Source organism: Endozoicomonas sp. 4G, assembly GCF_023822025.1.
Classification (GTDB): Bacteria; Pseudomonadota; Gammaproteobacteria; order Pseudomonadales; family Endozoicomonadaceae; genus Endozoicomonas_A.
The window spans coordinates 835,217-849,474 of sequence record NZ_CP082909.1 but is presented as its reverse complement, the minus strand read 5'-3'; the positions used below and the strand labels follow the sequence as shown (position 1 = coordinate 849,474).

18 protein-coding genes are annotated in these 14,258 nt (G+C 48.5%); 6 read left to right on the top strand and 12 right to left on the bottom strand.

Features of this window, described 5'->3' with window-relative positions; genetic code table 11:
• Position 1: 1 nt before the first annotated feature.
• A complete protein-coding gene (sctV, locus tag K7B67_RS03235; protein ID WP_252178944.1) occupies positions 2-2,089 on the top strand; it encodes a type III secretion system export apparatus subunit SctV in 2,088 nt (695 codons plus the stop codon).
• A gap of 95 nt (positions 2,090-2,184) precedes the next feature.
• On the opposite strand, the gene K7B67_RS03230 is transcribed toward sctV, so the two are convergent.
• Together K7B67_RS03230 and K7B67_RS03225 are read right to left on the bottom strand one after the other, a co-directional pair.
• Positions 2,185-2,712: a GNAT family protein gene (locus K7B67_RS03230; protein WP_252178943.1), complete on the bottom strand. Its 528-nt coding sequence runs from the start codon at positions 2,710-2,712 to the stop codon at positions 2,185-2,187.
• Positions 2,713-2,791: 79 nt separating this feature from the next.
• The gene (locus K7B67_RS03225; RefSeq protein ID WP_252178942.1) at positions 2,792-3,097 is read right to left on the bottom strand and encodes a hypothetical protein; all 306 of its coding nucleotides are present in this window, start codon (positions 3,095-3,097) and stop codon (positions 2,792-2,794) included.
• A 223-nt stretch (positions 3,098-3,320) separates the two neighbouring features.
• On the opposite strand from K7B67_RS03225, the gene K7B67_RS03220 reads away from it, so the two are divergent.
• The 4 genes from K7B67_RS03220 (at position 3,321) to K7B67_RS03205 (ending at position 5,290) form a co-directional block, all read left to right on the top strand.
• Positions 3,321-3,602 (top strand): hypothetical protein, encoded by a 282-nt coding sequence (locus tag K7B67_RS03220; protein ID WP_252178941.1) that lies wholly within the window; start codon positions 3,321-3,323, stop codon positions 3,600-3,602.
• Between the two features lie 50 nt (positions 3,603-3,652).
• The gene (locus tag K7B67_RS03215) at positions 3,653-3,976 is read left to right on the top strand and encodes an Hpt domain-containing protein (RefSeq protein ID WP_252178940.1); all 324 of its coding nucleotides are present in this window, start codon (positions 3,653-3,655) and stop codon (positions 3,974-3,976) included.
• Positions 3,977-4,040: 64 nt separating this feature from the next.
• Positions 4,041-4,613, top strand: a complete 573-nt coding sequence (locus tag K7B67_RS03210) for a sigma-70 family RNA polymerase sigma factor (RefSeq protein WP_252178939.1) — start codon at positions 4,041-4,043, stop codon at positions 4,611-4,613.
• Positions 4,598-5,290: an anti-sigma factor gene (locus K7B67_RS03205; RefSeq protein WP_252178938.1), complete on the top strand. Its 693-nt coding sequence runs from the start codon at positions 4,598-4,600 to the stop codon at positions 5,288-5,290. Before K7B67_RS03210 ends, K7B67_RS03205 begins: the two co-directional genes overlap by 16 nt.
• A gap of 37 nt (positions 5,291-5,327) precedes the next feature.
• Here the strand turns inward: K7B67_RS03205 and K7B67_RS03200 are convergent, their stop codons facing one another.
• Together K7B67_RS03200 and K7B67_RS03195 are read right to left on the bottom strand one after the other, a co-directional pair.
• Complete coding sequence (locus K7B67_RS03200) at positions 5,328-6,017, bottom strand: SDR family oxidoreductase (protein ID WP_252178937.1); 690 nt, start codon at positions 6,015-6,017, stop codon at positions 5,328-5,330.
• Entirely contained in the window at positions 6,010-7,014 is a 1,005-nt protein-coding gene (locus tag K7B67_RS03195) for an adenosine deaminase (RefSeq protein ID WP_252178936.1), read from the bottom strand. The genes K7B67_RS03200 and K7B67_RS03195 overlap by 8 nt, the downstream gene beginning before the upstream one ends.
• Before the next feature lie 8 nt (positions 7,015-7,022).
• Between K7B67_RS03195 and K7B67_RS03190 the strand changes: the two genes are divergently transcribed.
• Positions 7,023-7,934, top strand: a complete 912-nt coding sequence (locus K7B67_RS03190) for a hypothetical protein (protein ID WP_252178935.1) — start codon at positions 7,023-7,025, stop codon at positions 7,932-7,934.
• Between the two features lie 58 nt (positions 7,935-7,992).
• Here K7B67_RS03190 and frdD read toward each other — a convergent pair whose 3' ends face one another.
• The 8 genes from frdD to K7B67_RS03150 form a co-directional block, all read right to left on the bottom strand.
• Positions 7,993-8,343 carry a fumarate reductase subunit FrdD gene (gene frdD / locus K7B67_RS03185; RefSeq protein WP_252178934.1) on the bottom strand — a complete coding sequence of 117 codons (351 nt, stop codon included), beginning with the start codon at positions 8,341-8,343 and terminating at the stop codon, positions 7,993-7,995.
• An 11-nt stretch (positions 8,344-8,354) separates the two neighbouring features.
• Positions 8,355-8,741: a hypothetical protein gene (locus K7B67_RS03180; protein ID WP_252178933.1), complete on the bottom strand. Its 387-nt coding sequence runs from the start codon at positions 8,739-8,741 to the stop codon at positions 8,355-8,357.
• The gene (locus K7B67_RS03175; RefSeq protein WP_252178932.1) at positions 8,738-9,487 is read right to left on the bottom strand and encodes a succinate dehydrogenase/fumarate reductase iron-sulfur subunit; all 750 of its coding nucleotides are present in this window, start codon (positions 9,485-9,487) and stop codon (positions 8,738-8,740) included. The genes K7B67_RS03180 and K7B67_RS03175 overlap by 4 nt, the downstream gene beginning before the upstream one ends.
• Before the next feature lie 14 nt (positions 9,488-9,501).
• Positions 9,502-11,274, bottom strand: a complete 1,773-nt coding sequence (gene frdA, locus K7B67_RS03170) for a fumarate reductase (quinol) flavoprotein subunit (RefSeq protein WP_252178931.1) — start codon at positions 11,272-11,274, stop codon at positions 9,502-9,504.
• Between the two features lie 358 nt (positions 11,275-11,632).
• Positions 11,633-12,298, bottom strand: coding sequence for an HrpE/YscL family type III secretion apparatus protein (locus tag K7B67_RS03165; protein ID WP_252178930.1), 666 nt, complete (start codon positions 12,296-12,298; stop codon positions 11,633-11,635).
• The gene (locus tag K7B67_RS03160) at positions 12,277-12,972 is read right to left on the bottom strand and encodes a SctK family type III secretion system sorting platform protein (protein WP_252178929.1); all 696 of its coding nucleotides are present in this window, start codon (positions 12,970-12,972) and stop codon (positions 12,277-12,279) included. The genes K7B67_RS03165 and K7B67_RS03160 overlap by 22 nt, the downstream gene beginning before the upstream one ends.
• The gene (gene sctJ, locus K7B67_RS03155) at positions 12,972-13,760 is read right to left on the bottom strand and encodes a type III secretion inner membrane ring lipoprotein SctJ (RefSeq protein ID WP_252178928.1); all 789 of its coding nucleotides are present in this window, start codon (positions 13,758-13,760) and stop codon (positions 12,972-12,974) included. Before sctJ ends, K7B67_RS03160 begins: the two co-directional genes overlap by 1 nt.
• Before the next feature lie 78 nt (positions 13,761-13,838).
• The gene (locus K7B67_RS03150; RefSeq protein ID WP_252178927.1) at positions 13,839-14,255 is read right to left on the bottom strand and encodes an EscI/YscI/HrpB family type III secretion system inner rod protein; all 417 of its coding nucleotides are present in this window, start codon (positions 14,253-14,255) and stop codon (positions 13,839-13,841) included.
• Positions 14,256-14,258: the final 3 nt, after the last annotated feature.

The window sequence follows — 14,258 nt, the reverse complement described above, 5'->3', positions numbered from 1 at the left end:
CATGAATCCTGTCATCGCAGGGCTTAATAAACTGGGCCAAAGAAATGACCTGATGCTGGCAGCTATGCTGGTAGCCATCGTCAGCCTCATCATATTGCCCATGCCCACCGTTCTGGTGGACTTTCTAATCGCCCTCAATATGGGGCTCTCTTTCATCTTGATGATGACGTCTATCTATCTGTTATCGCCGTTGGAATTCTCTTCGTTTCCAGCGGTGCTTCTGGTAACCACCCTTTTCAGGCTGGCGCTATCCATCACTACCACCCGACTCATTCTTCTTCAGGCTGATGCCGGTGAAATCGTCTATACCTTCGGTAATTTCGTGGTGGGCGGCAACCTTATTGTCGGTATTGTGATCTTTCTGATCATTACTATTGTTCAGTTTCTTGTCATCACCAAGGGTTCTGAAAGGGTTGCAGAAGTCAGCGCCCGTTTCTCCCTGGACGGTATGCCCGGTAAACAGATGAGTATCGACGCTGACCTTCGTGCCGGTTCCATCGAAATGGAAGAGGCACAAAAACGTCGGGAACTGGTTCAAAAAGAAAGTCAGATGTACGGGTCCATGGACGGCGCCATGAAATTCGTAAAAGGCGATGCCATCGCAGGTCTGATTATTATCTTTGTGAACATCACCGCCGGTGTCGCCATTGGTACTACGATGAACGATATGACGGCAGGTGAGGCATTGCAGCTTTATGCCATCCTGACGGTGGGTGACGGTCTGATTTCTCAGATACCGGCTCTGCTGATCTCTATCACCTCCGGTATTATCGTTACCAGGGTATCCAACGAAGATTCCAAAGACCTGGGTAACGAAATTGGTGGACAACTGCTTGACAAGCCCAAGGCACTGCTGGTGGGTGGTGTTCTGCTGCTTGGTTTCGCACTGATTCCCGGTTTCCCTACTTTTATATTTCTGATGCTGGCACTGATGATTGGCGGGGGTGGCTACTACCTGTTGAGAAAGGCCAGCCGTGAGATGGCTCAGGAAGCCGAAGGCGGGATTCCGGCCATGGCCGCTGCCACTGAAACAGCCGGAGATGCTAAATCCAGGTTGGATCAGCAGGAAGAGTTTACCCAAACTCTGCCGCTTATTATTGATGTTCCCACTTCCATTCAGGAAACATTGAACACTCAGATGCTTAACGACGAACTTCTGAAAGTTCGAAAAGCTCTGTACATGGATCTTGGGGTTCCCTTCCCGGGTATCCACCTTCGCTTTAATGACTCCATGGCGGATAACACTTACTCCATCATGCTTCAGGAAGTTCCTGTGGCTAGTGGCCATTTCAGGCCCGGTTATGTGTTCGTTCGTGAAACCATTGACCACCTGGAAATGCTGAAGATCCCCTATGAACAGGAAGAGGACTTTCTGCCCAGCCTTGATACGCTCTGGGCAGAAGAAAGCCAGAAAGAAAGGCTGGAAAAAAATAACGTTAATTACATGGATGCCCCAAAAATCCTGACCTTCCATCTGGCTCACGTACTGAAAAAATACGCAGAAGAATTTATCGGTATCCAGGAGACTCGCTACCTTCTGGAAAAAATGGAATCTTCTTTTGGCGAACTGATCAAGGAAGTCCAGCGTCTTTTACCCGTGAATAAAATCACTGAAATATTTCAGCGACTGGTCTCCGAGGACATCTCGATCAGAAACCTGAGATCCATACTTCAGGCGCTGGTCGTCTGGGGTCATAAAGAAAAAGAAGTGGTTCAATTAACAGAATATGTCCGCTCATCATTGAAGCGATACATCAGTTACAAGTATTCCAATGGTAAAAACATGCTGCCTGTCTACCTTCTTGATCAGGATGTTGAAGATACCATTCGTGGAGGCATCCGACAGACATCGGCGGGCAGCTACCTGGCTCTTGATCCATCCCAATCTGCCCGCTTTGTTGAGAATGTCAAAAACACAGTGGGCAAAATTGGCCACCTTGAACACAAGCCTGTCCTGATCACATCCATGGATATTCGTCGATACGTCAGAAAGCTTCTGGAGCTGGAAGTTTATGATCTGGCGGTATTATCCCACCAGGAACTGACGGAAGAAATCACAGTACAACCCCTGGGTCGTATATCACTCTGATCAATGTTGATAAATGACAGCCTGTTCTCTTTATGGGAAAGGCTGTCTGGTGTGCAAAGAAGGAGAGGAAAGTCGAGGAGGAAAGTAAAGAAAGATTATTGAACGTCAGAGCGAATCAGACCGTAAACGTATTGATCAAAGTAATCATCACCTTTGAAAATATGTTTTCTCAAGGTCCCTTCGAGTTGAAAACCGCACTTTTCGAGTACTTTTCCAGACCCCTTATTGTAATCAACAACATCGGCATAAATACGAACAAGACCCATTTCGTCCATGGCATACTGGGTAACCCGGCTGAGTGCTTGAGTCATTACCCCTTTTCCCCAATGGGATTCAGATAACCAATAGCCGATTTCAGCCGTAAAACGATGGACATCCAGTTGGGTTACAAAGCCGATCTCGCCAATGGCTTCCCCTTCGAAGTCAATCACGAAACGGGTGTCAGCCTCATTTTCCTTAACATGCTGAATCCATGCCCTGGCATGTTCTATCGTGTAAGGATGTGGAAAACTGTCCCTGAGATTTTTGGCGACATTCCAGTTGTTACCATGACGTGAAAGCGATGACGCATCACCGTACAGAAAGCTTCTAACACAATATCCGTTACCCAGATCAAAGCGCATATCCATTGCCCGACATGATCAATTCATCAGGTATTCAATCGGCAAAATCGTGTATGGCTAAAGAGAGGCATCAGGGCAGTTACTGCCCTTTTTTCATTTTATCCAGCACGGCATCGACAACGGCTCTCGCCTCATCCTGTGCATCGGGCATGGTGTCGGGGTTAACATCCGGTGCTACACGCCATTCAATGACGCGTTTGGCAAGTTTTCGAGCCAGAACGCCAACTACATCATCCAGGTACTTTTCATCCAGCATGGGTAAGTCCATAAATCGAAGATGGACAAGAAGTTGCTCGGATTTTCCTTCCTCTTTCATGTGGATGGCAAAATCACCTGCGTCGGTAGTGCTTTGACTGATGGTCAATGTGAAATGTTGGCCACTCATAACATTCTCCAAACCTAACTAATTCCAGTTGTCGGCGAAGCTATGGAGGGCTTTAAGGTGTCACCCCCTGTTCTTACGTAGATTGGAAATAACAATCCATGACCGATAGAACAACTTCCATTTTGTCCCTGAGCTGTTTATCTACAATTAAGTATGGTTGTGGGCGATATAAATAAGCATAGACATTACCGCTCATCAAACTGACCAACCCAGGGAGAGAACTATGATCACTAACCATGATGCTGATCCCATCCAGCCTTCCAACCGTGGTCAACAAGTTGACCCAACCCAACCCGTGCAACCCATTGATGCCGCTGAAGCTGAGCGCTTTGCTGATCTCAAAAAACAGGCAGAAACCAAAGAAGGTGAAGCCAGTGAAGCAGAAGACGGCATGATCAGCCCGGAAGAGCTTCAGAGGCAGATCAGGGAAAATCTTTTCAAGAACGGATTTAACAAGGCCATGGAAAAAGCTCGGGAAATATCTAAAGAACTGAAAGAGGGCTAGGAGCCTGAATAAGCGCCCTGACAACCGATCCAGATATCAAGGAGTCTCCATTGATCGACCTTGGGAACCTGCAACAACTCACCGAAGACGATGCACCTCTGATGCAGACACTTCTGAATGAATTCCTCAACACCACAGAAGACGACCTGAAGTCTCTGGACAAAGCGGTTGAAAAGCAGATGCACCACGAGATCGCCAGCCTGGCCCACCGAATCAAAGGCTCATTTATGATGGTGGGCGCCAGCCAGCTGATACAGCTGAGTGATGAGCTCGAAGCAGCCGGTAAACACGCTGAAAATGACAAGATCGAATCATTACTCTCTGATATAAAAGCCTGCTACCGCAAAGTTTCCGAAGCCATCAAAAACTTATAGCTGTGTGACGGGAGTGATTTATCCGGTAGAGTATCCTGCTTTACCCATTAACAGAATCACTGGAATGAGTCTGACGTCCAAGCCAATATCAACACCGTCTCCCCAGAGCCTTGCTGAAGACCTGGCCAGGTGTACCCGGGGGGAACAAAAAGCCTTAAAGCATCTCTATCAGCTGACTTCGGCGAAACTCTTTGCCGTGATCCTGCGTATAGTGAAAGACCGGGAGATTGCTGAGGACTGTCTTCAGCAGGTTTATATCAAGATCTGGCAGGCATCATCCAGCTATAACAGCAGTAAGGCCGCTCCCATGACCTGGATGAACACCATTGCCAGAAATCAGGCACTGGACCATTTGCGAAAACTGAACCGGGAACCCCGGATGGAAATGGAAGCGCTTGACCATCAGGTCGATCAGGGTTCCAGCCAGGAGCAAATAATCACTGACAGGCAAAATAGCCAGGAAGTCCACCGCTGCCTGAAAACCTTGAACGATAACCAGAGACGCTGCCTGGAACTCAGTTATTTTGATGGCATGACTCATCAGAATCTTTCCAACCAGCTGCAAGTTCCTATTGGTACAGTAAAAACATGGATTCGACGTGGACTGATGAGGTTGAAGGAATGCATGACCGCTTAGACCTGAGCCATCCTGATGAAAGAAATCAGGCCGCAGCAGACTATGTGCTCGGCTTGCTGACACCTGATGAAAAAACTCAATTTGAAGAATTAATGGCGGTAAGCCAGGATACTCAGCGTGAAGTACAAGAATGGCGAGAGCATCTGGATGTTCTGAACGAGACGCTGCCTCCTGTCGAGCCTCCAAAACATATCTGGAAAAACATTGAGAAAGCCACCCGCAAAAAAGAATCCTTCTGGTGCAGCCTGAAATTCTGGCAAGGCTCTGCTTTTGCCTCTGTTGCCCTGACCCTTATCGTGGTTATGGCAAACTTCCAGTCAGTCAATCCGACCGGCATGGAATACGTTTATGTCGTCAATAATCAGGAAAAAAGCCCCGGCTGGATTCTCAACGCCTCTCTGGACAGCAAGAAACTGGTCATGGACACCGTTCAGCCTTATTCCATCCCCGAGGGAAAAGCCTGTGAACTCTGGCTGGTGGTGGATGGTGTTGAGCCCATTTCTCTGGGAATGCTGCCTGAGTCCGGTACAAAAGAGATGACCCTGCCCAGGGGATGGGCAGAAAGGCTTTCCAAAGCGAAGATTATTGTCACACTCGAAGACCAGAAGGGGGCATCCAACGGCTGGGATATGGGGCCTGTTCTGGACAAAGGAGACTGGAGTACACGAACGTATTAAGTTTACTGACACTGCCCGAAAAGGCAGTGTCGAACTCTTACCAGGGAATCAGGGCACCGTCGTAATTAAAGAACTGCCCGGTATTTTCCGGCCCAAGCTGCTCAATCACCTCAATCAGGCCTTTGATAGAGGTTTGGGTGTCAATCAAGGCATTGGGCCCGCCCATTTCCGTCAGAACCCAACCGGGATGACAAATAGCTACACTGATTCCCTTGTCCGACAGATCGTGGGCCATGCTCTTGCCAACCGCATTTAATGCCGCTTTTGAGGAACGGTACAGGTAGCTCCCACCGCTGGTGTTATCAGCAATACTCCCCATTTTACTGGTCATCAAAACAATCTTGGACCCCCGGGGCATCAGTTCAAACAGCTCCTGCGCCAGCAAAACCGGTGCAATGGTATTGATCTCCAGAACCTTATGCCATTCTTCAGACTCCACCTCGCCAAATTTTAATCGAGAACCAGCGACCCCGGCATTATTGATCAATAGGTCAACCTGCTCCCCCTGCAACGAATGCTTCAGATTCATTCTCTGTGCAGGCTGGGTGACATCCAGAGGCACGGTTTCCAGCTTTTCGCTGTTTTGCTGCTTCAACTTGAGCAAATCCTCTGCCGACTCCGGTGCCCGACAACAGGCGTAGACTTTGTAACCTTTTTCCAAAAACTGCCTGCAATACTCCAGACCCAGACCCCGGTTTGCTCCAGTAACCACCACCGTTTTAGTCATCACTTAACTCCTGATAGAGAGTATCCAGACGAGCCAGATGCCGGGCTCGCTCTGAATGCTCAAGAAAACTGGCATTAAAGCTGTTTCGAAGCAATTGATAAACAGCCTGATTGTCCAAACCTAACGCTGTCTGCGTCGCACGAAAATTGTCGTTGATATAACCGCCAAAGTAGGAAGGATCATCAGAATTAACGGTGACACAGAGGCCTCTGTCCAACATCTGTTTTAGATTATGGTCTGACAGACTGTCAAATACACACAACTTGACGTTCGAAAGTGGACAAACTGTCAGAGGAATACGGTTCTCAACCAGGTACTGAACCAGACGATCGTCGTCCAAACATCGAACACCATGGTCAACCCGCAATACTTTCAGTTCCTTCAAAGCCTCCCAGATGTACTCTGCCGGACCTTCTTCTCCCGCATGAGCAACGGCCTTCAACCCCGCTTGCCTGGCTTTTTCAAAGACCTCAGTAAACTTCCGGGGAGGGTTTCCCTGCTCTGAAGAGTCCAGACCGACGCCAATCATTCTGTGATGCCAGGGTTTGGACATTGCAAACGTGTTCATTGCGTCCTCGGCACTCAAATGACGAAGAAAACACATAATGATATGACTGCTGATACCCAGCTGCTTTTTGCCATCCTGAAGTGCGGCGTCGATGCCCTCAAATACCGTGCCGAAGGAAATACCTCTGTCAGTGTGGGTCTGTGGATCAAAGAAAATCTCGGTATGAACCACATTGTCCTTTTGACAGCGCTCCAGGTACGCCCAGGTCAAATCGTAGAAATCCTGCTCAGTCTGAAGAACCTTGGCACCGGCATAATAAATATCCAGAAAGGATTGCAGACTGGAAAACTGATAGGCCGCCCGGACCTCTTCAACGCTTTGGTAAGGCAGGCTGATGGCATTTCTTTCAGCCAGAGAAAACATCAGTTCGGGCTCCAGAGTGCCTTCGATATGCAGATGGAGCTCTGCTTTGGGTAACGAGTCAATCATAGAAGAGTTTGCCTGTTCGTCTGCCATTAAGAAAAACCGGGAATTCATTCCTGAATGAATACTGCATTTCCACGTTAAAAAGAGCTATTCTTTCAGAAGATGATCATTATACCGCCCCGCCTGCAAATCAGGCAGCAATACCAGCAAAGATGCTTGCCCTTTCAGGCGTCTTTTCCGGCAAAAAACCATGGAATGGTACTATGTCAAAGATTGATGGCTCAGGACAACCGCTCCCCCAAACACAGTTTGACCCCAACCAACCGTCTGTTGATAAAGGCAACGGATCGACAGAAGCGAAGAAATACCTTTCATCAGAAAGGCCTCAGTCAGGGCCAGCGAAGAGGTCGATTCTCTCAAGGGGTGTCAAAACAGCGCCTTCGGAAGGCAAACTGGCGCCTGAACACTTGGGCATGATGCTGAAGTTTTTTAAAGAAGGTGATTTAGTCGGAGCCCAAACGTCCATGGAACGCTTCATCAAGGACCTCAATCAACTCAACAAGCTGATTTCAATCCTGCCCAAAGATCAGCCAGAGGAAGCCAAAAAACTGTTAGTAGATGTCGCTGGCCAGCTTACCGCTAACGATATTGTCAGTAAACTGGTGGTTTCGGACGTTTCACCGGAAGAGCAATTTGAACAAATCAGTGGCTATATGACCCAACCGGGAACCTCAGAAAGCCCGGTCAGAATGATTGCCACCGTCAAAGCTGATGAATACCTCAGTAACAGCAGGCTGGGACAGGACCTTCTTCCGGAGATGGTCAAACTTATGGAAAAGCAATGCCTTTCTTATTTAAGCCAGATAGCCAACCAACTGGGATTGAAGTTACAGGAAGGTGAACTGATGCCTGATCAGCAAAAAGCCCTGGAGCAGCAGCTTCGTCAGATGCGCATTGAAATGTCCGCTTTCAGCGACAGTTAGAGAAAAAAAGCCGTCAAACACAGTCTGACGGCTTTTTTTGATCTGAAAATTTGTTAAATCAGAACAGCACCAACACCACAGTCACCACACTCAAAACCAAAGTGGCCCCGTAAAGCAGTACTTTCAGCCCACCCCCCGGATGAAAACCCAAATCATGCAGACCGTGGTAAATCCGGTGGATGCAGGCCCAGTAAGAAGGCACCAGCGCGACTAGAAGCAGCAGCTGTCCAACCAGGTTATTCAGAAAGAAATCTGACATTCTTTCATACGACAATGCATCGTCGGGAATCACACCCAGAGATACCGCCAGGATCACCAAAATCACAGCCGGGAAAAAGAAGGCGATGGTCGTTCCACCAGCACCGAACAAGCTCCACAGCAACGGCTCGATGTGTCTTTTCTGACTCATGACCTTCTCCCTCAAAACAGCACTGTAGCAGCGAAAATAATGACAGAAACACCTGCCAGACCTGCATACATCAGTTTATTGACCACCGTATCAGCCACCTTCTTGCGAATCTGTTGAGGCAATACCCGCGGTGTCATACCAAAATAGGTGACGGCATGAAACAAGGTCATCCCCAGCGTCACAACCGTGAACAGAATCATCAGAGGGTTAGCCTGGAAAGACAACCAGCTCTCCCAGGCGTCTTCACCCCGGGTCAGCTGAAGAATACCGAAGAACAGGTTAATGCTGTAAAGCGCGTCAAATACACAGGTCGCTTCCCTGATCATATAAGTACGGTAAAAAGGATGATCCTTATACCAGGTGCGCTTCATGGGACGAACATAAGGACGACGACTCATGACTGACCTCCTTTACGCGGCATCAGGAAAGACAAAGCCCAGTCCTGAGCCCCCTGCAACTTGTTCTGGTTAATGGCAGCAGCCGGATCGACACTCTTTGGGCAGACTTCTGAGCAATAGCCGACAAAGGTACAGGACCAGACACCGTTCTTACCTTGAATCACTTCGGTACGCTCATCATAACCGTCATCCCGCGTATCCAGATTATAACGGTGTCCCAGTGCGATAACCGCCGGACCTGCAAACAACGGATTAATTCCCATTTGCGGGCAGGCTGAATAGCAAAGCATACAGTTGATGCAGCTGGAAAACTGCTTGTACAGACTCAGCTCTTCGGGTGTCTGTCTGGTCACACCTTCTGCCACCGGTTTTTCCATTGCGTTAATGATGTAGGGTTTAACAGACTCCAGTTTGTTGATGAAGTCTTCTGCATCCACCACCAGGTCACGCTCAATCGGGAAGTTCGCCAAAGGCTCGACCTTGATCGTGCCTTGGTAATCCCTCAGGAAGGTCTCACAACCCAGTTTGGGCGTGCCATTAATGACCATGCCACAGCTGCCGCAAACAGCCATACGACAGGACCAGCGATAGGCCAGGGAAGAGTCCAGTTCATCCTTGATGTACTCAAGGGCATCCAGCATGGACCACTCTTCAAGAAAAGGTACCTCAAAGGTGCCATAGCCAGGCTTGTCATCGCTTTCCGGGTTGTATCTCAGAATCTCGATGTTGATGGTTTTGTTACTCATTTCCAGCGCTCCCGTCACTTTGAATCGCTTTTCTCAGCCGCTGCGCCGTAAACACGCTCTTCTGGCTGATAACGGGTAATATTGACGTCCTGATAATCCAAACGGGGGGCTGAGTCACCGTTATAGTAAGCCAGGGTGTGTTTCAGGAACTGCTCGTCGTCACGTTTTTCAAAGCCATCAATACGCTGATGTGCACCACGAGACTCCTTACGATTCAGGGCGCCTACTGCCATGGTTTCAGCGACAGCCAGTGAGCTTTGCAGTTCAAAAGCCTGCAACAGTTCAGTGTTGAAAGCCTTGCTGCGGTCTTCAACCTGCACGTTACGGAAGCGCTCACGAAGTTCTGCAATCTTGTCGACCCCTTCCTGCATCTCTTCGCCGATTCGATAGATACCAAAGCAGCGCTCCATGGTTTTCACCATCTCATGACGAATGTGAGAAGCTTTTTCAGTGCCCTGGGCATTGCGCAGATGTTCGATGCTGGCCAGATGCATTTTCGCCTGATCCAACAGTTTTTTCTCGTCAGACATCACCGCCTGCTGAGCAAACTCTGCCGCTTTCTCACCGGCTACTGCACCGAATACCACCGTTTCTGCCAGCGAGTTTGAGCCCAGACGGTTAGCACCGTGCATACCAACACTGGCGCATTCACCCGCAGCGTAGAGGCCGGGAATATCAGAGGCACAGTGAATATCAGTACGGATCCCACCCATGGTGTAATGCACTGCAGGACGTACCGGAACAGGCTGACGAACCGGATCAACACCCACATAGTTTTTAGCCAGTGAGCAGATCAGGGGCAGGCGCTCCATCAGTTTCTTTTCACCCAGGTGGCGAAGATCCAGCAACACAGCATCACCCAGCGGGGTTTCAATGGTGTTGCCTTTACGCTGCTCATGCCAGAAAGCCTGAGAGAGCTTGTCACGGGGGCCCAGTTCCATATATTTGTTCTTTGGCTGACCTACGGGGGTCTCAGGTCCCAGACCGTAATCCTGCAAATAGCGGTAGCCATGCTTATTAAGCAAAATGCCACCTTCGCCTCGACAACCTTCGGTCATCAGAATACCTGAACCGGGCAGACCGGTTGGGTGGTATTGAACAAACTCCATATCTCTCAGTGGTGCACCGGCTCTCATCGCCATGCCATGGCCATCACCGGTGACAATAGCGCCATTGGTGTTGAAGCGGAATACACGACCAGAACCACCGGTTGCCAGAATCACCGTCTTAGCCAGGAAAACCTTTGGCTCACCGGTTTTAACTTCAATGGCCACTACGCCCTGGGCACGGCCATCCTCAACAATCAGGTCGGTAGCAAAGTACTCGTCAAAGCGCTCAATAGCGGGATATTTGACAGATGTCTGGTAAAGCGTATGCAGCATGTGGAAACCGGACTTGTCAGCAGCAAACCAGGTTCTCTCAATCTTCATACCGCCAAATGGACGTACGTTAATATCACCATCCGGCTTTCGGCTCCAGGGACATCCCCAGTGCTCCAGACGAATCATTTCTTCAGTGGAGTTCTGAACAAAATAATCCACAGCTTCCTGGTCACAGAGCCAGTCGCCACCGGAAACGGTATCTTTGAAGTGATTCTCAAAAGAGTCATGATCCTGAATAACACCCGCTGAGCCCCCTTCTGCCGCCACGGTGTGACTGCGCATCGGGTATACTTTTGAAAGCAGCGCGATGTTCAGGTTCGGGTCTTTTTCTGCAACCGCTATCGCTGCACGAAGGCCAGTACCACCAGCACCTACAATTGCAACATCGGTCTTAATGACCTGCATTATGCCAACCTCTACTGAAGGTCCGGCCTTTCAGTCTGGCAGCAGCCCTCAGCAAAACCGGACAGGGTTAAGTGGAATCGTTGGAAAGGAAAATTATGGGACAATGTCTGGATACTGTCAGTTAGAAGGATTCTCAATGCTTACCTTGAAAATCAGTATAGCTCTATTCAAAACCCTTCTGGCTCATGCCTCCACAGCGGTCAGCCAAACCCATTAATAAGTCAATGAGTTTAATGTACTCACTAAGAGCATCCGAAGCAACCACGTCAAATCTCAAAGATATGAGTATTTAACACAGCCTTACTCTGACAATATAAAAACGACTATAGCCGTTTATATTTTTAAGTGAAAACCACGATCATTCAGGCTTATCAAACATTGAGTGGTCGTTGGTTATATTGTTTACCGCTTCAGAGTTAATTCTCTCAAAACGTTTTTGCAGTGCCTTGATTTGCAGATCGACACTGGCGTCAACGACCCCGATGTCACTCTCCATGATACAGTCACCGGTAGACAGGCGCTCATCCGACACAAGATCTATAAAGCCTACACCTTTGTACTCTGCCAGTATTTCATTGAGTCTTGCCTTAACCATCTTGAATTGGCTGGGCGGGATGCGAATGGTGACCTGCTTCTCATTTCTGACGTGCTGTAGTGCATTTTTGACCAAACTTACGGCCAGCTCTTCCTGGTCATAGTCACCGATAATTTTTTTAATCCCCGACATTAAAATATCGGCCAGGGCTTTCTCCACCTCAGAGAGATAGTTTATGGTTCGACTGACAACCTTAAGCATCTGCTCAGCCTGGTCCACTTTGCTTTCTGCTAACCCTTCTTCAAAACCTCTCTGCTTTTCCTTCTCGTAGGCCTGACGAGACTGCTCCAGTATTTCTCTGGCATGATCCCGGGCTTTCCTGATGATTTCTTCAGACTCAAGATAGTCGGCATAATCTTGTGATTTCAGGACTTTCGCTGACGGGTCAATCATCAACTGCCCAGAGGTCAGACCAACAGGTGACGCCATTCTCTATTCACCTCTTTATGTGCTTTAACGACCAGTGTCTTGCACTGTCTGATATCCAGACCGGACTTCTCTGAACTCTGGAGATCATCACGAAACGAAACTGGCAGCTTTAGTTCCAGCCTTTTGGTAAAGGCCGGTGAACTGTCTGAGAAAGCCCTTCCGAGCACCTGAAAACCGGATTGCAGAAGATAACGCTTAAAACGATCCAGATGATCCCAGTCAATTAAAAAACTGGGCCCCTGGTCGCTTCTGATGCGACTGAAAAACTGCGCCTTTTTAACGGCAAAACGAAACCCGTCCTCACCCAGCGTTTTCTTTAACAACATCCTTTCCTGCTTGCGAAGGGTATTTCGAATAACACTTTCGTTTAAAATAATACCCAGATAAAAAGCCAGTTTTGTAAGGGCTTCTTCGTCAGCCAGTGCTACTCTTTTGTGCTTTTCATCAAAGTCGTAATCATAGTCATTGTTCAGCTTGAACTCTGTTAATAAAAAATGAGACAGATAGTAATCTGCATGACCGGCCTGTCTCAGCTGTTTGACCAGAGGCGATAACTTGATGGTTTTCAACCAGCTGTGATGAATAAAGCGCACCAGGTACAGATTAAATTCAGCAATGGACTGAAACAGTTCTGATTGAGGATCTTCCTGAAGGTGTGGCTGTTCTGCGTTCATTAACTTTTCCTGACTTTTTTCTTGCCTTTCTTCATGAACATCATCCAATACAGTGCCCCACAACCGGCAAGAGCCACCATCAAGAGAAACAAGAGTCCATAGACAACCCCCCTCAGAGCCCCGGCGGAAGCAGGATTTACCTTAACAAAAAATACCGATTCCATTTTCGGGGCGGCACTGCCTCCCTGATTAATGCGAGTAGCAGGAAAGAGCGAAACCGTGATTTTATCCAGGGACAAACCTTCAATACTATTAGACACCAGTGTTTTAACCTTTGGAATGAAACCCGCCAGCTCCAGTTCCGGTGTGTACTTGATAAAGACGGAAGCTGAGGAAGGGTAATTGACATCATTCAGAGAATCCTGCTCCTGAGGCAGAACCACATGGACACGAGCGGTGATAACGCCATCAATCATGGATAATGTTGATGAAAGCTCCTGGGACATGGAATAGGTATAGCGGGCTCGCTCTTCAGTGGGTGAAGAGATCAGGCCATCTTTTGGAAAAATATCACCAATGGAAGAATACTTCTCCTTGGGATATCCATAGCCACGGAGCAACTTGATGGAACGTGAAACTTCTTCTGATGGCACCATCAGGGTTACCATCTTGTCTTTATTGATAAGCTTTTCTGCGGGTATGCCACCATCGAGCAGGATGGCCAGCATATCATTGCCTTCCTTTTCAGAAAGGCCGGAATAGAGCTCCACCTGACACCCCGACAGCAGCAGGCTGAGGCAGATGACTCCCAGGTATTTTAGAGTACGGTGCACAGTTCCCTTGCTCATGAACGGGTGACTCCGGCTGTATTTCTGGATTCAAAATAACCAGACAGCTGTGCACCTGCTTCAGGACTCCATCAGGAATTACTGATTTCGCAGCAGAGTATCAAACGTCTGAGTACTCTTACTGACGATCTTCCCTATGTAATCCTCGGTGACCATCAGGTTGGTCATGGCCATCTGGGTTTTAAACATGTCCTGCATGGTCATGGCTTCACCAGGCTGCAGGTTGGAAACCACATTCTCCTTACCGGCTTCCACATGCTCTTTTAAACCCTGCATCCCCCTGAGAATCTTATCTCCCAGGGTCAGGGCTTCCCCTTCTGGCTGCCCAACCGCTGAAGCAGCTTGTATTGCCTGCTGTCCGTCGGCATCACCTGAAAGCAAGCTGCCAAATTTATCTGCTGCACCTGCATCCACTTTCTCTGGAGCAGCAAAGGTTTCGGCAGATTCAAGCGCTTTCTCTGTCAGGCCTTTTGAGTTGATAATATTTTCGGCCATAGT